The following is a 16,955-nucleotide window of genomic DNA, read 5'->3' as shown; positions in this document are numbered from 1 at the left end:
CGGCGAGACACTCAAAGCCCACAAGAGCGCAGGGCTATCAGCACAGTGTGCGTAGGCCCAAACCATCCAAGCCGCACCCACCGCGCCTGAAAGGCCGTCACGCCTCCAGGCCCGTGACGGCCTTTCAGGAAAGAGCGGCACCGCAGCGGTTGCTGCCTGATGTCGATGGAGAGATGAGCTGTGGCGGAAGTCCCGGACGAGGGCGACGGGAGCAGGCGGGCTCGGCTGCTCATGGAGAGGGTGCATCTCGGGGAGTTGGCCAGCGCGGCCGATGCCCTGAGCGCAGAGCGAGAGGCCATCGCCATCTACCGACGGCTGGCCGCGGTCTCCCCCGAGCTCTACCTGTCTGAGCTCGCCACCTGCCTGACCAGTCTCGGCGTGACCCTCTCCGAGCTCGACCGGCATGGCGAGGCGTTGAACGCCGAGCAGGAAGCGGTCTCTGTCTACCGGCGCCTGGCCGCGGCCTGCCCCGACGGTTACCTGGCCGACCTCGCCGATGCCCTCATCAACCTTGGGACGACTCTGGCGGAGCTGGACCGGCCGGCCGACGCCCTGAGCGCCGAGCAGGAAGCGGTAGCCCTCTACCGGCGCCTGGCCGCGGCCTCCCCCGACGGCTACCTGGCCGACCTCGCACAGGTGCTCGCCGACCTCGGCGTGACCCTGACCGAACGTGGCCTGCCGGCCGAAGCGCTGCCCCTGGTGGAAGAGGCGGTCACCATTTGCCGGGAGCTGGCCGCGGCCTCCCCTGAGCGGCACCGCGCCGGCCTCGCCCATTGCCTGGCCAGCCTCGACGTCGTCACCTCGGCGCTCGGCCGCGAGGAGTAAGCACGCCGATCACGGCCGGCGCCTCGGCCGACTGCCGGCGATGGGTGTAGCTCGTCCTCAGTGACTGTCTGAGCTGGGCTTTTATGGTTGTGACTGTTTGATCGGGGTGCCGCCTTCTACCGTGGGTGCAGGTGTGTAAGGCGGTGGTGACGGTAGGTTCGTTGCTGGAGGAGTTGGCGCGGCGGGAGGCTGTGGCCCAGCAGCGGATCGAGGAGATCCGGGAACAGATCGCCGCTTTGGAGTCACTGCTGGAGGCCGAGCACGGCCCAGGCCACGGCCGACGTCGATGCCTTCTACGCCGCGCAGATCCTGCTGCCGTGCACCTCCTCCATGGTGCTGGCCCTCAGCGTGGACGCCAAGGGCATCGCGATGCGACCCGAGCGCTGCGGCCCGCAACCGCCAAGGCCGCCGCCCGGGCCAGGGCGACCTTCCGCACCCGGCTGGCCTCCGGGGGACATCGGGGGCCCACAGCGGCGCATTCGACATCAGCCCGTACGGCCGCAGGCACGTCCACTCCAGCCGGGAGGCGGCCACCGCCCGCTCGACGGCGAGGTGGTGCTCGTCGCCGTGGCCCGCCGAGCCGCAGGAGAGCGCGACGATGCGGCGTACGCCCGCCGCCGCCGCCAGATCGACGATCTCCGCCACGGTCTCGGGTACCGGGAACAGAAACACCAGCTCGACCCCGTCCAGGGCGGGCGCCACGGTCTGCGGACGGGTCAGATCGCCCTCGACCACCTCCACCAGCTCGGGTGGCCACGCGACCTGGAGGGTGTCACGCGCCTGCCGCGCGGATCTGGGGAGGCCGGTCGGGTAGGGGCTGCTGGACGCCCGTGCCGCCTCAATGGGACGGGCCGGTTCCGCACGGAGTTCCTCGCCCGCCCGGCGGGGGCGGCGGGTCAGGGCACGCACCCCGGGGATGTGGCGGGCCAGCAGTTCATTCACGACATGGCGGCCGATGTTCCCGCGCGCGCCGGTCACCAGGACGGTCACGGCGGCCTCACCGGAAGTCGTCGGCGTGGTCGACGGCCCATTGGGCGAAGGCGCGCCCGGGGCGTCCGGTCACCTTCTCCACATCCGGCGAGATCGGCACCTCGGCGTCGTTCAGGGAGTCGCCCAGCTGCAGGAACCACTCGATCACCTCGGGCGGGTAGGCGTCCCTCCACTCCTCGCGGGCCTGTTCCGGGGTCAGCTCGATGAAGCGGACCTCCCGCCCGATCGCCTCCCCGATGAGACGCACCGCCTCCGCCCGCCGTACGGGCTCGGGCCCGGTGGGCCAGTAGGTGTGGCCGGCGTGACCCTCCTCCAGCAGCGCGGCCGTCAGGATCGCGGCGATGTCGGCCTCGTGCACCATGGCGTTGGTCCAGCCGCCGAACGGTGCCCGCACCACGCTCTCGGCCTGGATGGAGGGCGCCCAGTCCAGGGTGTTGGCCATGAACTCGCCCGGGAACACGTGGGTCCATTCCAGGCTGGAGCCCTCGATGACGCGATGCAGCGCGCGGTGGTCGGCCTCCATCGGGTCGTCGTCGGGGGCGCTGGGATCGTTGTGGCCCAGGTGGGTGAGCCGTCGCACCCCGGCCCGCTCCGCCAGCTCGGTGATCTCCGCGCCGGTCGTGAGCGGCCCGTAGCCGTCGATGGCCACCAGATGCATCCGCTCAACCCCGCGAAATGCCGGGGCGAGGCTCGCGGGGTCGCCGAAGTCGCCCCGTACGAGCTCGACCTCCGGCGGCAGCGCCGCCTTCTCCGGAGTGCGGGTCAGCGCCCGCACCTGTTGCCCCGCCTCAAGGAGTTGCCGGACGAGGCTGCGCCCGACCGTCCCCGTCGCTCCTGTGACCAGAATCGGCATCGTCGCTCCTTTGTGATTCCGCGCACGCCAACGGAACCCCTGATCGGGGATTGGCGTGGATCAGGCCTATTCTTGCTATTCGACCCACTTTCTAGCAAATGCGAACATAACGTTCACATTCTGCTTTGACCTGCAGAAAAGCGGCGGCTTGCGGCGTGACCTGAAAGCGTCGGCAGAGCCTCTGACCTGCGCTTTTCTCAAAAAGAGATAATCTCTGAGATTTTTCTCCAACGTCCACCATGAAATCGGCCGAAACGGCCAGGGTAGTTTTCGTGCTCACGCCAAACCTTGGGCGCTCCTGGCCCGAGGGCTTCACTGCACACCAAGACCGCCGCCCTGCCCCTCTGGCAAACGTGATACACATGCGCGGCGCGTGACCTGCGGCGCTACCAGGCCGCCGGGCATCTCACCCTCGAGCCCGCTCCCGCCGCGCCGCGCGGGGCCGGCTTGCGGCCAGGGCTGGCTCAGTGCCCGCCCCCGCCCTATAGTGATCCCGGGTCGTGACTGGCGTGTCGGGATGGGATGAACCATCGGGGAGCGACCCCATCACGGTGATGCAGCGTCGCGCGCCTGGGCCTTCGGTGTTGGAGGTGGCGCTGTGGCCCGGCCTTTGTTCGCATCTCATACACGGCCGCAACTGGTCGGAATCGTCAATATCACTGCGGACTCGTTCTCCGACGGCGGAAGATTCCTGACCACTGAGAACGCGTTGGCCCATGCCCGGCGGCTGCGGGCGGACGGGGCCGACGTCATCGAGCTCGGCGCGGCGGCCAGCCACCCGAATGCCGAGCCGGTGACGTCGGAGGAGGAACAACGGAGGCTGAGTGGCGTAATCCAGCAGTTGGTCGCGGAGAATGTCCCGGTGTCAGTCGACACGTGCGCGGCCGGGACGCAGCGTTTCGCCGCCGCGTGCGGGGCAGCGTACCTCAACGACATTCAGGGTTTTCCCGATCGGGGCCGCTACAAGGACCTGGCCGTTGACTCGTGCCGACTCATCGTTATGCATTCGGTGCAGCGCATCGGCTCGGCCACCAAGGTACTGACCGACCCGGAGAAGGTCTGGGCGGGCATGGAGCGGTTCTTCGCCGAGCGCCTGGCAGCATTGGAGGCGGCCGGCGTCGGTCGGGAACGGTTGATCATCGACCCCGGGCTCGGCTACTTCCTGGGGCGCACCCCTGAACCGTCATTGCTGGTGCTGTCGCGGCTGCGGCGGCTCAAAGACCGGTTCGGGGTTCCCATCATGGTCTCGCCCTCGCGCAAATCGTTCCTGCGCACGCTGACCGGACGCGACCTGAATCGGATCGGATCGGGCACACTCGCGGCCGAGTTGTACGCGGCCTGGCAGGGCGTGGACTTCATCCGGACCCATGATGTCGCCGCCCTCCACGACGCCCTCACAGTGCTCGCCGCCGTGGAGACTGCTCACGGCCTGCCTTGACAGCCAGAACCGGGGCGGCGGCACGGGTGCGTGCGGCCTTCGCCCCTCCGGCCGACCGCGCAAGGCTTCAAAGGGCATCGCGACGTTCGCCGTCGTTGACATGAAGCAACATGGGCCGACGCGCCGCCGTGGCCCCCCGAAGACCCCCGCACAAGCCGGTTTCGTCAACACCTGCGTACTCGACCAGCACGATCTCGGGATTGACACGCTCGGCCTCATTGAGCAACGCGACCCGTGCCGGTCCGATCCGCGCTGCTGGAATCAGCGAGCACAGCGAGACCCGCCCCGGGCGGGGACAGGCGCCGCGCCGGTAGGCAACAACGGTCGGCCCCAGCGCCAGCGCGCAAGGATGCGGATCGGCCAATTCGGCGAAGTCGAGGCGGCCGAGCAGATCGGTCCCCAGCAGCCTCAGCCACGGGTACGCGGCGAGCAGATCACCTGGCCTTGCCACGGGGCCACTCTACGATGAGGCGCGCCTGCGTCCGGTCTCGAGGGGCAGCCGCACCTTCTGCCCACGTACGCCTCCTCCCAAGACGATGATGCCGGGCCTAGACTCACGGACAATCCCTGGTGGAGTTACACTTGCGCCTTTGGTGCTGGCGACAACGTCCCCGCTGCTGCAGGTCCCGGACAGGCTCCAGCGCCAGTCTTAAATACGGTCACATGGCACCAAGGGCGTACGGCGACGAGTGGTCGGCGCACCCCCAGTTTCCTGCATCCGCGGGCGCCACGAAGTGGCATGAAGTCTTCTTGCTGGCGGTGGTCACCCAATCCGCTGTGACTCCTCGCTTGGTGATGGTGCGAGCCAGTGGCGGGTGAGGTCGCGGACGCCCGCCAGCCAGCGTTGCGGTTGCTCTCCGGCGGCGATCGCGTCTGCGGCGCCGTGGAGGACGGTGAACAGGATCGTGGCGGCGATATGCGGGTCGACCGGGCGGAACGCGCCCTCGTCCATGCCGCGGTGCAGCGCCTTGGCGATGGCGGCGATGGTGTCCAGCCGCCCTTCGCCCGCGGGTGCGAGCGCGGAGCCGGAGTGGAAGACGGCGGCATGGAGCCCGCCGGGGCGGGCGATGGCCTCGATGGCCGCCGCGCATTCGGCGTCGAGGGTGGCCCACCAGTCGATCGGCTCGGTGGATTCGGCGAGCTGGTGGAACCGGCCCACGTAGTCCCGCAGCACGCGGTCCCGTACCGCGGCGAGCATCTCCTCCCAGGAGGAGAAGTAGACGTAGAAAGTGCCCTTGGCGGCGTCGGCTTCGGCGGTGACGGCTTGAACCCAGTTGGTCACCTTCTGTCCAGAGTCCAGGAGCCGGATGGCGGCATCGATGAGTTCACTGCGCCTGGCCTCGGGGGAGAGGCGGCGCCGGCTCCTGGAGGTGACCACCGCACCAGGTTAGCTGAACGTCAGCGCTTCAGCTTGATCATCTGAAGCGCTCGCCAGGGTCGGCGTGCCTCCCGCTCCCATCCGGCACGCTCTTCACCTCGTCACCCCCGCATGGGAGATGAGCAGCTCGCTAACGCCGCGGAGGTTGACGTGCTCCCGGTACGGCGGCGGGTCGGCGACGAGCTCCGGCTCCCGGACGCGCCGGGCGAACGCGGCCAGCGCCAGCCGCCCTTCGAGCCTGGCCAGTGGCGCGCCGAGGCAGAAGTGCGGGCCGAAGCCGAAGCCCAGGTGCCGCACCTGTTCGCGGTTCGGGTCGAACCGGTCCGGGTCCGGGGTGGCCTCCGGGTCCCGGTGAGCCGCGGCCAGCAGGAGCAAGACCAGGCCGCCTGCGGGCACCTTCGCGTCCCCGACGCGCAGGTCGTGGTCGGCGACGCGGACGGTGAGCTGGACGGGCGGGTCGTAGCGCAGGATCTCCTCGACGACCGCGGGGGCCGTGCCGGGGCCGGCGCGCAGGGCGGCGAGGTGGCCGGGGTGCCGTAGCAGGGCGAGCACGCCGTTGGCGATCAGGTTGACCGTCGTCTCGTGCCCCGCCACCAGCAGCAGCACGACCGTGGAGACCAGTTCGTCATGGCTGAGCACGTCACCGCCGTCCTCCGCGGCGAGCAGTTCGGAGATCAGGTCGTCCCGGCGCGGGCTCTTGCGCCGGTCGGCGACGAGCTCGTTGACGTATCGGTGCAGCTCGACCTCGCCCTGCATCCACTCCGGGGTCTCGCCGCTCCCGTCATAGCGGTTGGAGAAGCCGTCGAGCATCCGGGTGAGCTGGGCGGACCATCGGTGGAACAACCGCTCGTCGGCCGGCGGGACGCCGAGCATGCGGCAGATGACCGTCACCGGCAGCGGGTAGGCGAGGCCGGACAGCACGTCGAACGTCTCCTGCTCGGCCGCGCCATCGAGGTACTCGTCGACCAGTTGGGCGATGGAGTCCTCCATCCGGGCGACGGCACGGGGGGTGAACGCGCTGATGACCAGGCGCCGCAGCCGGGTGTGATCCGGAGGATCCAGGGAGAGGAACCAGGGCTGCCGGACGGAGGACGGCGCGTGCGCGGGATACAGATCGGCTGCCTGATCGGCCTGAAAGAACCGGTCGCGCTCGGCGCTGAGTCGCGGGTCGCGCAGCAGGGTCTCGCAGTCGCGGTAGCTCGCCACCACCAACGAGGACATCTCCTCGATCCATACCGGGCCCAGGGCGCGGAACCCGGCGTAGATCGGGTACGGGTCGGCCCTCGACGTGGGGTCGAGAAGCCTGCCGACCAGGCGGGAACCGGGTGTCTGGCTGTCGGTTGCCATGGACATCTGCACTCCTTGGGACGCACGCTATTGACCTTGGGTCATTAATAGTGACCTCAGGTCAATATGTCAACGGCAACGGCGCCGCCCCGTTGGCCATCACGAACTTCTCCGGCACCCGCCGCACCGGGGTGCTGGGACTATTTCCTCAGGAACGACGCTCAGCTCAGCGCTTCGCACGTTTCCTGTGAGAGGAGGATCTGAAGATCGAGGTCCGCAAGGTCGAGGCCGTGAAGGCCACCGTCAAGGACGGGTGGTCAGCCGTTCTCGCCTAGCGGGGGCTCCCGCCGAGGAGTCGGCCGCCGCCTCGCCCGCCGGCATCCGGTCCGCGCTGGTTCCGCTCACCGGCCAGTTCTGGTGGGCGCCGTTCTGCGCCACGCTGCTGCTCGGCCGGGAGTCGCTCGCGATCGTCCCGGCCTGCCGGGAGTACGTCCGCCGGTTCATCGCCTGGCGCCGCGGAACAACTGGAGGTTGAGAGACCGCCGCGCAGGATATGCCGGACGGCAGATGCCGGCGCGGGGCGCTCCGGGCGAGGTTGGTGTCATGAGAATCTCGACCAGAGCGCTGGCCGGCCTCGTCCTCGGGACGGCGCTGGCGGCCACCCTCCAGGCTCCGGTGGCCGCCGCGCCCCCGGCCCTGACGTGGGCCGGGTGCGGCGACGGCATGCAATGCGCCAAGCTGACCGTACCGATCGACTGGAGACGCCCGCACGGCCGGAAGACCCAGGTCGACCTCGCGCGGATGCCCGCCCGCGACCCCGCGCGCAAGCTCGGCTCGCTCGTCGTCAACACCGGCGGCGGCGCGACCATCCAACCCGTACGCGCCACACCCACGGTCGTCTCGGAGCTGACCACCTGGTTCGACGTGGTCCTGATCGACCCCAGGGGCATGGGCGACAAGGGCAGCTCCGCGGCCGTCGAGTGCGACACACCGCAGCCGAGCATCGCGGGGCTGATCCTGGCGCCGGGCGAAGCCGGGTGGCGCGCCCAGGCCAGGGCGAACGCCGCCTACGACGCCTCCTGCCGCAAGGCCATGGGCGCCGCCTACGCGGGCCTGACCTCCTGGCAGGTGGCCCACGACCTGGAGGCGCTGCGAGCCGCCCTTGGCGAACCCGAGCTGCGCTATTTCGGCAACTCGTACGGGACCGTGTACGGCCAGGCGTACCTGGAGCTGTTCCCCGCCAAGGTCGGCCGGATGGCACTCGACGGCGTCCCCGACCACACGCGGCCCTCGCTGGAACGCTGGCTGACGGAATACGCCCGCACCGAGGAACAGCAGCTGGGGCGCTTCCGCGACTGGTGCAGGGCGGGATGCGCGCTGGGCGGCGACGACGCGATCGAGGTGTTCGACCGGCTGCTCACCCGCGTCCCGCTCCCCGCGGGCAAGGGGACGGTGAGCAAGGAGGAGTTCCTCCTCGCGGTGAAGGAAGGGCTCACCCCGCCCGTGTGGCCTCGCCTGGCCGCAGCGCTGCGCAAGGCCGCCGACGGCGACGCGTCGGACCTGGCGAAGCTGCGGCCGCTCCCGCCGGAGTCTCCCGGGTACCCGGCCGGCGCGATGCTCTGCCACGACTTCATGCCCGGCCTGCCCGGATACCGGGAGTTCCAGGCCATCGAGTCGCGGCTGCGCGCGGTCGCGCCCCGCATCGGCTGGATCCATGGCCGGTACCAGGTCGCCCGCTGCGTGGGCATGGGCAAGAGCCCCGCCAACCCGCCGCACCCGCTGCGGGCCGAGGGCGTGCCGCCGGTGCTGATCGCGATCGGTGACACGGATGTCAACACGCCGCACTCCGGCGCCGAGCACCTGGCTGCGCAGGTCCCCGGAGCGCGGGTGGTCAGGCACGGCGACGGGCACGCCGCGTACCTCATGCAGAGCGCGTCCGGGCTCGGGGCGACCTGCCTGCGCCGATACGTGCACGACTACCTGACCGCCGGCGCCCTGCCCCGGTCCGGGGCGCGCTGCCCCGGGGACCTGATGGCTAGGATTCCCCGGGGGTGAACCGAGTGTGATCGGAGCCTGGCGGAAGCTGCCCGCGCTCGCGCAGGACGCCGCGCTGGCCCTGCTCACGACACTGGTGACCGCGGGGTATCCGCTGCTGGGCGCTCCCGGCGGGCACACGTTCCTGTGGGTGATGCTGGTCTGCGCGGTGTGCGCGCCGCTGGCCGCACGCCGCCGCCTGCCGCTGACGGCCGCGCTGGTCTCGGGCGCGGTCGTCGTGCTCGCGCGGCTGCTCCACCAGCCGGAGGTAGGCGCATGGGTGACGGTGGCGGCGTTCGCCTCGGCCGCCTACCATCGCGACCATGACCGGTGGCTGCCCGCGGTGGCCGCGACCTGCTGGCTGGTCGCGCTCGACCTCGCGTACGGCGGGACCATGGAGGATCCGTCCGGGCTGGCGAGGTCGGTGGCCGCCGGGCTGGCTCCGGTGGCGCTCGGGCACATCCTGCGGCTGCGCCATGACCAGGCCCGCCAGGCCGAGCTCGTCCGGCGGGCGCAGGAGCGTGCCCGGATCGCCCGCGAGGTGCACGACGTGGTGGGCCACCACCTCAGCGCGATCCGGCTGCAGGCCGTGGGGGCGCGGCGGGGCACGCCCGCGGACGCCGGCCGGGCACTGGACGTGATCGCCGAGATCTCCGGCACCGCGCTCGGCGAGACCCGGCGGCTGCTCGGCCTGCTCCGCGAAGAGGAACACGCCGACACCGATCTCGGCCCGCTGCTCGCCCGCCTGTCCCGTCAAGGGCTCCGCGTCCGCCTGGACGGCGACCCGCTCCGCGATGAGGTGCCGCCCCGGATCCAGTACGCGGTGTACCGGATCGTTCAGGAGTCGCTGACGAACGTCATGCGCCACTCGGGGGTCTCGCACGCGGTCGTCCGCATCCGCCGCAGGTCCGGGGCCGTGGAGGTGACGGTGGAGGACGACGGGCAGGCAGTCCCAGAAGGACCCGGCGGACCGGGCGCACCCGGTGGACCCGGCGCACCCGGTGGACCCGGCGCACCCTGTGAACCCGAGGGCGGCGGGCTGCGGGGCATGCGTGAGCGGGCGGCGCTGCTCGGCGGCACGCTCACGGCCGGGCCGCGAGAGCCCCACGGCTGGCGCGTGACCGCCCGGTTCCCGCTCGGCGAACTTGGCGAACTCGGCGAAAAGGAAGGAGCCGACCCGTGACCATTCGCGTGATCGTCGCCGACGACCAGGCGCCCACCAGGGAGGGCCTGCGCCTGCTGCTGTCGTCCGAACCGGACATCGAGGTGGTGGCGACGGCGTCGGACGGGTACGAGGTCGTCGCGATGGCCCGGCGGCACCGGCCCGACGTCGTTCTCACCGACATCCGCATGCCGCGCATGGACGGGCTGGCCGCGATCAGAGACCTCGTGGCCCTCGACCCCGCCCCGGCCGTGGTGGCGCTGACCACGTTCGACCTGGACGAATACCTGTTCGGCGCCCTTCAGGCGGGCGCGGTCGGGTTCCTGTTGAAGGAGAGCGACCCCGGCTTGATCATCGAGGCGGTGCGGGTCGCCCACGAGGGGCAGGGCCTGGTGGATCCGCAGGTCACCCCCCGCCTGCTGCATCGGTTCGCGGCCACGTCGCCCCGCCCGCCGACCAGCGAGCTGGCCACGCTGACGCCGCGCGAGGCGGACGTGCTACGGCACCTGGCCGCCGGCAGCAGCAACGCCGAGATCGCCGGCGAACTGGTCATCTCACCCGGCACGGTGAAGATCCACATCGAGCGGATCCTGGCCAAGCTCGGGCTCCGTACCCGCGTGCAGGCGGCCGTCTACGCCCACCGGCACGGTCTCGTCACGTGGACGGATCTGCCCTGACCTTGCGGAGGGCGTCCGTTTCATTACCGTCTGTCGGGTAGGACGCGGGCTCGCAGAAGGGGGATTGACATGTGTCTGAGCTGTGGCTGCGGAGAGCCCGACAACGATCACGGTAATCCGGCCAACATCACCGCACAGGACCTGCGGAGCGCCGCGCAGGCGGCGGAGATCAGCCCGCAGGAGGCCGCCGACAACATCCAGGCCGGAGCCGGAGCCGGAGCCGGATAGCGGCCCCCGCCCGCCCGCCAGGCCCAGCACATCGGCTGGCTCGATGCGAAGAACGCAACTTCAACGACAAGCTCAGGGCGTGCGGATCACTCCACCTCAGCAGAACACCTGGAATGAGCCGGAAGCGTCATCGATGCGCTGGGCGCATCGATGCATGCCGAACTTTCCGTTGATGGCTTTCGGGTGCGGGAGCATCCTCGGCCTGACAAACCGTGCTGGTGGTGCGCGACGCGTCCGCGGCATGGACTGACGACGACGGCACCGCCGGACGCCCGCTGGGGCGGCCGGAGTGAGGAGGCGAGATGTCGGGCACCGCGCGGGCGGGACTGCCGGCGGCGACGAGGAGTGAGCCACTGTCGGGACGTCGTAGCGGGCTGGCGCTCGGCGCACTCGGGCTCGGCGCTTTCGTCGTGGGCACGTCCGAACTCGTCCTGGTCGGGATCCTTGACCCGATAGCGACTGATACCGGGGTCTCCATCGAGACCGCAGGGACGCTCGTCACGGCGTACGCGCTCGGCATCGCCCTCGGCGGGCCTGTTCTCACCGCTCTTACCGGCCGCGTCGACCGCCGTCTCATGCTGTGGTGCACGCTGTTGGTGTACGTGGCCGCGAACCTGCTCATCGCTGTCGTGGCGAGCTTCGGCCTGCTTTTCGTCTCGCGGATGGTCGCGGGTTCGGTCCACGGAGCCTTCATCGGGGTGGCGTCGATGATCGCGGCGGGACTCGTCGAGTCGGGCCGCGAGGGCCGGGCGATCTCGATCGTGTTCGGCGGCGTTGCCCTGTCCACGGTCGTGGGCGTTCCTCTGGGCACGCTGATCGGGCAGACGTTCGGCTGGCGGGCGACGTTCGGCAGCGTGGCGATACTCACTGCCCTCGCGCTCGTCCTCACCATCGCCCTGGTGCCGACCGTCGCGCGCAAGGGCGGGGGCCGCCTGACCGACGGAGCCCGCCAGGCGATGGCGCCGCCGGTCCTGGCCACCCTGGGCATCGGCTTCCTGATCATCGGCGGTCAGTTCACTGCCCTGACCTACATCGAGCCGTTCCTCAACCAGGTCACCGGAGTCTCCGGCGGCGCGATCAGCGCCTTCCTGCTCGCGTACGGCGCCGCCACCGCAGCGGGGACATTCGCCGGCGGTCGCCTCGTCGACCGCAGCGCCACCGCCACGCTCATCGTGACCAACGCCGCCCTGGTCGGCGTGCTCGGCGGGCTATACCTGATCGGTCCCAGCCCTGTTTTGGTAGCGGTTGTTCTCGTCGTCTGGGGACATGTCGGGTTCGGGCTCGTCTCGATCGCCATCCAGGTTCGCGTCATCAGCCTGGCGGGCCAGGGCAAGGACCTGGCCGCCAGCCTTGGCGCCTCGGCGGCGAATGCCGGGATCGCGACCGGCGCGTTGATCGGCGGCCAGGTCGTCTCCCATGTCGGGGTGCACTACACCGCACTTGCCGGGGCCGCGGTCTGCCTGCTGGCGTTGCCCGTCGTTTTGGCCACCAGGTCGATGCGACCGGCCAGCGCGTGACAACCGGGAGGCCATGGGGCGAGGGCCACAGCTTCCATGACCCGGCGGCCATATGCTCCTGTTCGCCGGCTTCCCGCCACTGCCGGCCTATGTGAAGATCCATGTCGACGACGCATGGATCGGAGCGAACCATGGACCTCTTCCAGGTCGAGACGTTCCTCGTCCTCGCCGAGGAACTGCACTTCGGACGCACGGCAGAGCGGCTGCGCTTCACCCAGCCGAAGGTGAGCCGGCTGGTGGCGGCGCTCGAACGGGAAGTCGGCGGGGCGCTGTTCGAGCGCACCAGCCGGCGCGTCCGGCTCACCCCCCCTCGGGCGGCAACTGCGCGACCGGCTCGCCCCGGCGTACACCCAACTGCGCGACGCCGTCCACGAGGCCCGCGCCACAGCGCAGCAACTCGCCGGCACGCTGCGCATCGGGTTCACCAACACCACCGAGGGGGTGGCCCTCTATCGCCTGGTCGCCGCGTTCGAAGCGCGCCACCCTGAGACCCAGGTCATCCTCCAGGAAATCCCCACCATGAAACCATACGGATCCCTGCGAACCGGTGAGGTCGACGTCACCTTCAACTGGCTGGTGGCCGACGACGAACCCGATCTCACCATGGGCCCGGCGATCGAATACCGGCAGCGCCGCCTCGCCGCCTCCACCCGCCACCCGCTGGCGGGCAAGGCGTCGATATCCCTTGAGGACATTGCCGATTTCGAGTCGCCAACGTTTCCTCCACCCTTCCCGCAAGATTTCTTGACCCGGTTCCTGCCGCCGCGGACCCCATCCGGCCGCCCACTCCGGCGGGTCTTCTCATGCACGTCGGTGTCGGAGGTCGTGGCCCAAATCGCCCTCGGGCACATCGTCCACGCCACCGTGACCGGAATACAGATCTTGGAGAACCGGGAAGACATCGTCCTCATCCCCATCCATGGCATGCCGCCCATCGGCCTGGGACCGATCTGGTGCACCGCCCACGAGAATGCGCGCATCCGTGCCCTCGCCCAGGTGGCCCAAGGCCTCGCCGCCGACCGGCGAAGATCGGAGTGCTTGCTGTGACGGCGGTCGACATCCACCAGGCGACGCGGATCTTCGCTGAGCATCGAGGCCGGCTGCGCGCGATCGCCTACCGCATGCTCGGCCGGATCGGTGAGGCGGAAGACGTGGTTCAGGACGCCTGGCTGCGCTGGTCGAACGCGGACACCGCCGAGGTGGCCGACCCGGAGGCGTATCTGGTGCGGGTGGTGACGCGCCTGGCGATCGACCGGCTGCGCAGCGCCCAGGCACAGCGAGAACAGTACGTCGGGCCCTGGCTGCCCGACCCCGTCGTCACCACGCCCGACATCGCCGACGAGGTGGCGCTGGCCGACACCGTCTCGTCCGCCGTGCTGGTGCTCCTCGAATCGTTGACGCCGCTGGAGCGGGCGGTCTTCGTCCTGCACGAGGCGTTCGGCTACTCATACGCGGAGATCGCCGAGATGGTCGGACGCAGCGAGGCGTCAGTGCGCCAGACCGCCCGCCGCGCGCGTGAGCACGTCGAGCAGCGGCGCGTCCGCTACGACACCGACCCCGCCACCCGCGCCGAGGTGACCGAGCGGTTCCTCGCCGCGGCGGCGGGCGGTGACCTGGCCGGTCTCATGGCAGTGCTGGCGCCGGACGTCAGGCTGGTCAGCGACGGCGGCGGCAAGGCGCCCGCGCCACGCCAGGCCATCGTGGGGCCACGGTTGGTGGCGCAGGCGCTTGCGAGGTTCGCCGGCCGGATGCCCGCCGATCCGCGTACCGAGATCATGGAGTTGAACGGCGGCCCCGGCATCGTGGTCCACTCCGGCGACACCCCGGTCGTCGCGCTCACCCTGCACCTGGTCGGCGGCGCGGTGCACACCGTGCATCTGGTCAGCAACCCGGACAAGCTCACCGGGCTGCGACCGCCCGGCTAGCGCGGCCGCCGGTGCGGGCCAACGCGCGGGTGGGGATGGAGACCCACCGCGAGATGCGGTAGGTCGCGGGCGGACTGCTGGTCACGGCCTCCTTGTACAACACCGCGGCCCGGCCTGTCAGGTGCCACCGCCCTGGAGAATCATCGGGCCGGGTGAACTGGATGACGGCGTCCCGTCGGCCCAGGCTGACGGGCTGATGGATGTAGCCGAACCGGAACGGCATAGCCTTCTTGCCGCGCAGCCGGCGGGCGATGGTGTCCGCGGCGTGCGCACCGGTCGGTATGCCGCTCTGGCAGGTGCCATGGATCTCGCCCCAGGCCTGCCGAATGGCGGCGGCATCACCGATCGCGTACACCGATGGGTGGGAGACCGACGCGAGTGTGGCGTCCACCACCACCCGGCTCTTGGCGTCCACGGTCAGGCCTGCCTCCTCGGCCAGTGGTGCGGCGACCACACCGGCGGTCCACAACAGGGCGTCCACCGGCACCAGCTCGCCGCCGGTCAGCTCCACCGCATCCGGCAGCACCTTGGTCACCTCGGCGCAGGCCCGCACCTCCACGCCGAGCCGCTCCAGCGCGCGGCTCAGGTAACGACGGGCCTTGGGGCCCATCATCGAGCCCGGCTCATCGCGGCCGAGCAGCATCACATGCAGGGCCGAGTAGCTCTCGGCGATCTCCGCGGCCGCCTCGACGCCGGTCAGCCCCGCGCCGGCCACGGCCACCGTTCCGCCGCCCCGGCTCTCCAGCTCGGCCAGCCGTTCGGCGAGGCGGGCCGCCGCAGCCGGACTGTCCAGGGTGTACCCGTGCATGTCCACACCCGGCACACTGGTGGTGTCGGTGACGCCACCGACCGCGTACACCAAGTAGTCGTAGGCCACCAACCGCTCGCCACCGGCACTCGCGACCTGGACCTCGCGCCTATTAGGGTCGATGCGGGTGGCCCGGCCCTGCACGAACTCGACGCCGGTTCCCTTCAGCAGCTCCGGGATCCGGTAGTCGGCCAGTGGCTGGCCGGTGGCGAGCTGGTGCAGCCGCAGCCGCTCGGTGAACCGGTCGGTCGGGTTGACCAAGGTCACCCGGGCGTCGGCATGCCGGATACGCCGGGCCAGCCGGACCGCGCTCATGACGCCGGTGTAGCCGCCGCCGAGCACGACAATCGCGGTTGTCATGATGTCCTCCTCACCTGGCGCCCCGATCGGAGCGCCTTCACACCCACGGACGAAGCGAACAGGTCCTGGCGTGAGCTCGGGCGGATGTGACGTTGGTCATACACAACCGTCAGTGACCTTGTCGATGAGAGACGGCCTCACCCGAAGGTCTGTGGGTCGGCGGGCCGCCGCCGAGCAGCAAGGTCACCGCGCCCTGGCCGTGCTGGCGTACGCGGACTGCTGCGCGCTACCGCTGCTGATCGGGGCCGGGCTGCTTCGCCGGCGCCGACGCGGGGCACGTGGTGGCTACACCGCCGCACCTCGCGTGGGGCCACGGCTGGTCCGGAGAGCTAAATGAGCGTCCACGCGAAGACGCGCCCTGCATCACGGTCACAACAGGCTCCATGGTGGGCCACCGGTAACCGCCTGGGCGGTGGTGGGCGCGACCTTCCTGCTGTCCGGGGCCTGGGTCATGACGCGATGGGCGCTCGCCGACATCCCCCATACGTCCTACGAGCCGAACATCCCGATCGGCATCCACGACGTCACCGTCCCCGGGCCGGACGGCGCACCCGACGTGCTGGTCCGCGTCTACGCGCCCGGCGAGCGCGACGGCCTGCTGCCCGGCCTGCTGTACATCCACGGCGGCGGGTTCATCATGGGCAGCGTCGAGCAGTTCGACGCCACCGCCACCCGCATCGCCGCGGAGGTCGGCACGGTGGTGGTCTCCGTCGAGTACCGGCTCGCCCCGGAAGACCCCTTCCCGCCGGGCTGGAGGACTGCTATGCGGCCCTGGTGTGGACCGCGAAGTCGGCGAGCGAACTGGGCATCGACCCCAACGGCCTCGGCCTCGCCGGGGAGAGCGCGGGAGGCGGCCTCGCCGCCGCGGTGACCCTCCTCGCCCGCGACCGCGGCGGGCCCACGCTGTGCTTCCAGTACCTGGGCGTCCCCGAGCTCGACGACCGCCTCCAGACGCCGTCGATGCGCGCCTACGACGACGTGCCGCTGTGGAACAGACGTCGACCGGTCGCCCGTTCCGGTGACGGGCGCCCATGGCACGTGCTTGGGGGCGAGGGGCGGCGGGACGGCGCGGTAGCATCAGCGCCGTGTGAGAGATGGACACAGTCCACAAAACGGCGGGCCCGGGGCGGCCCCTTGTGAGGGAGGGCAAGCATGGGACGAGGACGAGCCAAGGCCAAGCAGACGAAGGTGGCTCGCGAGCTGAAGTACGCCGACCACGGACTCGACCTCGAACGTCTCCGCACGGAACTCGTCTCCGACAGCGACATGGAGGCTGACGAGCAGCCTCAGCAACTCTCTCGTCACGAGCAGGGCTAGGCGGCTGTGTCCTACCGCAAGCCGCTCTGAGAGGGCGGTTCGCGAGTTGATGCCCCTTTGATCGCTTGCGCTGCATGAGGAGTGCTGGTCACGGGCTCGTTGCCGGGCTATGGACGCGGCTGAGCGAACAATCCTGGCTCGATCTCCACGAGAATG

The 16,955-nt window shown here is 70.6% G+C and carries 17 protein-coding genes, 2 pseudogenes and 1 riboswitch; of the genes and pseudogenes, 13 read left to right on the top strand and 6 right to left on the bottom strand.

Going from position 1 to position 16,955, the window contains the following annotated elements; genetic code table 11:
- The first annotated feature begins 180 nt into the window (after positions 1-180).
- Positions 181-825: a tetratricopeptide repeat protein gene (locus ACTWPT_RS24335; protein ID WP_443179742.1), complete on the top strand. Its 645-nt coding sequence runs from the start codon at positions 181-183 to the stop codon at positions 823-825.
- Positions 826-906: 81 nt separating this feature from the next.
- On the opposite strand, the gene ACTWPT_RS24330 is transcribed toward ACTWPT_RS24335, so the two are convergent.
- Both ACTWPT_RS24330 and ACTWPT_RS24325 read right to left on the bottom strand, forming a co-directional pair.
- Complete coding sequence (locus ACTWPT_RS24330) at positions 907-1,815, bottom strand: SDR family oxidoreductase (protein WP_443179741.1); 909 nt, start codon at positions 1,813-1,815, stop codon at positions 907-909.
- Between the two features lie 7 nt (positions 1,816-1,822).
- The gene (locus ACTWPT_RS24325; protein WP_443179740.1) at positions 1,823-2,668 is read right to left on the bottom strand and encodes an NAD(P)H-binding protein; all 846 of its coding nucleotides are present in this window, start codon (positions 2,666-2,668) and stop codon (positions 1,823-1,825) included.
- 490 nt (positions 2,669-3,158) lie between these two features.
- Positions 3,159-3,251: riboswitch (ZMP/ZTP riboswitch) on the top strand.
- 27 nt (positions 3,252-3,278) lie between these two features.
- Between ACTWPT_RS24325 and folP the strand changes: the two genes are divergently transcribed.
- Positions 3,279-4,106 (top strand): dihydropteroate synthase, encoded by an 828-nt coding sequence (folP, locus tag ACTWPT_RS24320; RefSeq protein ID WP_443179940.1) that lies wholly within the window; start codon positions 3,279-3,281, stop codon positions 4,104-4,106.
- A gap of 67 nt (positions 4,107-4,173) precedes the next feature.
- Here the strand turns inward: folP and ACTWPT_RS24315 are convergent, their stop codons facing one another.
- The 3 genes from ACTWPT_RS24315 to ACTWPT_RS24305 all read right to left on the bottom strand — a co-directional run bounded on the left by ACTWPT_RS24315 (position 4,174) and on the right by ACTWPT_RS24305 (position 6,837).
- A complete protein-coding gene (locus ACTWPT_RS24315; protein ID WP_443179739.1) occupies positions 4,174-4,557 on the bottom strand; it encodes a hypothetical protein in 384 nt (127 codons plus the stop codon).
- Positions 4,558-4,869: 312 nt separating this feature from the next.
- Complete coding sequence (locus tag ACTWPT_RS24310) at positions 4,870-5,484, bottom strand: TetR/AcrR family transcriptional regulator (RefSeq protein WP_443179738.1); 615 nt, start codon at positions 5,482-5,484, stop codon at positions 4,870-4,872.
- A gap of 93 nt (positions 5,485-5,577) precedes the next feature.
- The gene (locus ACTWPT_RS24305; RefSeq protein ID WP_443179737.1) at positions 5,578-6,837 is read right to left on the bottom strand and encodes a cytochrome P450; all 1,260 of its coding nucleotides are present in this window, start codon (positions 6,835-6,837) and stop codon (positions 5,578-5,580) included.
- A 247-nt stretch (positions 6,838-7,084) separates the two neighbouring features.
- Between ACTWPT_RS24305 and ACTWPT_RS24300 the strand changes: the two genes are divergently transcribed.
- The 9 genes and pseudogenes from ACTWPT_RS24300 (at position 7,085) to sigJ (ending at position 14,314) form a co-directional block, all read left to right on the top strand.
- A complete protein-coding gene (locus ACTWPT_RS24300; protein ID WP_443179736.1) occupies positions 7,085-7,306 on the top strand; it encodes a hypothetical protein in 222 nt (73 codons plus the stop codon).
- A 68-nt stretch (positions 7,307-7,374) separates the two neighbouring features.
- On the top strand, positions 7,375-8,826 hold the full coding sequence (locus ACTWPT_RS24295; RefSeq protein ID WP_443179735.1) for an alpha/beta fold hydrolase: 1,452 nt from the start codon (positions 7,375-7,377) through the stop codon (positions 8,824-8,826).
- Positions 8,827-8,833: 7 nt separating this feature from the next.
- Entirely contained in the window at positions 8,834-9,988 is a 1,155-nt protein-coding gene (locus ACTWPT_RS24290; protein ID WP_443179734.1) for a sensor histidine kinase, read from the top strand.
- Entirely contained in the window at positions 9,985-10,644 is a 660-nt protein-coding gene (locus ACTWPT_RS24285; RefSeq protein ID WP_443179733.1) for a response regulator, read from the top strand. The genes ACTWPT_RS24290 and ACTWPT_RS24285 overlap by 4 nt, the downstream gene beginning before the upstream one ends.
- 69 nt (positions 10,645-10,713) lie before the next feature.
- Positions 10,714-10,872 carry a hypothetical protein gene (locus tag ACTWPT_RS24280; RefSeq protein ID WP_443179732.1) on the top strand — a complete coding sequence of 53 codons (159 nt, stop codon included), beginning with the start codon at positions 10,714-10,716 and terminating at the stop codon, positions 10,870-10,872.
- Positions 10,873-11,174: 302 nt separating this feature from the next.
- The gene (locus ACTWPT_RS24275; RefSeq protein ID WP_443179731.1) at positions 11,175-12,389 is read left to right on the top strand and encodes an MFS transporter; all 1,215 of its coding nucleotides are present in this window, start codon (positions 11,175-11,177) and stop codon (positions 12,387-12,389) included.
- A 101-nt stretch (positions 12,390-12,490) separates the two neighbouring features.
- Positions 12,491-12,685 (top strand): annotated as a pseudogene (locus ACTWPT_RS24270) (LysR family transcriptional regulator); the annotation flags it as partial.
- A gap of 25 nt (positions 12,686-12,710) precedes the next feature.
- A complete protein-coding gene (locus tag ACTWPT_RS24265) occupies positions 12,711-13,436 on the top strand; it encodes a LysR substrate-binding domain-containing protein (protein WP_443179939.1) in 726 nt (241 codons plus the stop codon).
- The gene (gene sigJ, locus ACTWPT_RS24260) at positions 13,433-14,314 is read left to right on the top strand and encodes an RNA polymerase sigma factor SigJ (protein ID WP_443179730.1); all 882 of its coding nucleotides are present in this window, start codon (positions 13,433-13,435) and stop codon (positions 14,312-14,314) included. The genes ACTWPT_RS24265 and sigJ overlap by 4 nt, the downstream gene beginning before the upstream one ends.
- Here the strand turns inward: sigJ and ACTWPT_RS24255 are convergent.
- Complete coding sequence (locus tag ACTWPT_RS24255; RefSeq protein ID WP_443179729.1) at positions 14,289-15,482, bottom strand: NAD(P)/FAD-dependent oxidoreductase; 1,194 nt, start codon at positions 15,480-15,482, stop codon at positions 14,289-14,291. The genes sigJ and ACTWPT_RS24255 overlap by 26 nt on opposite strands.
- 451 nt (positions 15,483-15,933) lie before the next feature.
- Here ACTWPT_RS24255 and ACTWPT_RS24250 point away from each other — a divergent pair.
- A pseudogene (locus tag ACTWPT_RS24250) lies at positions 15,934-16,622 on the top strand (alpha/beta hydrolase fold domain-containing protein).
- A 12-nt stretch (positions 16,623-16,634) separates the two neighbouring features.
- Positions 16,635-16,799, top strand: coding sequence for a DUF3073 family protein (locus ACTWPT_RS24245; protein WP_443179728.1), 165 nt, complete (start codon positions 16,635-16,637; stop codon positions 16,797-16,799).
- Positions 16,800-16,955 lie beyond the last annotated feature (156 nt).

Origin of the sequence: Nonomuraea sp. 3N208 (genome assembly GCF_052245935.1) — a bacterium.
Taxonomy (GTDB): Bacteria; Actinomycetota; Actinomycetes; order Streptosporangiales; family Streptosporangiaceae; genus Nonomuraea.
The sequence above is the reverse complement of the archived record's forward strand: the minus strand, read 5'-3'. Positions and strand labels throughout refer to the sequence as shown.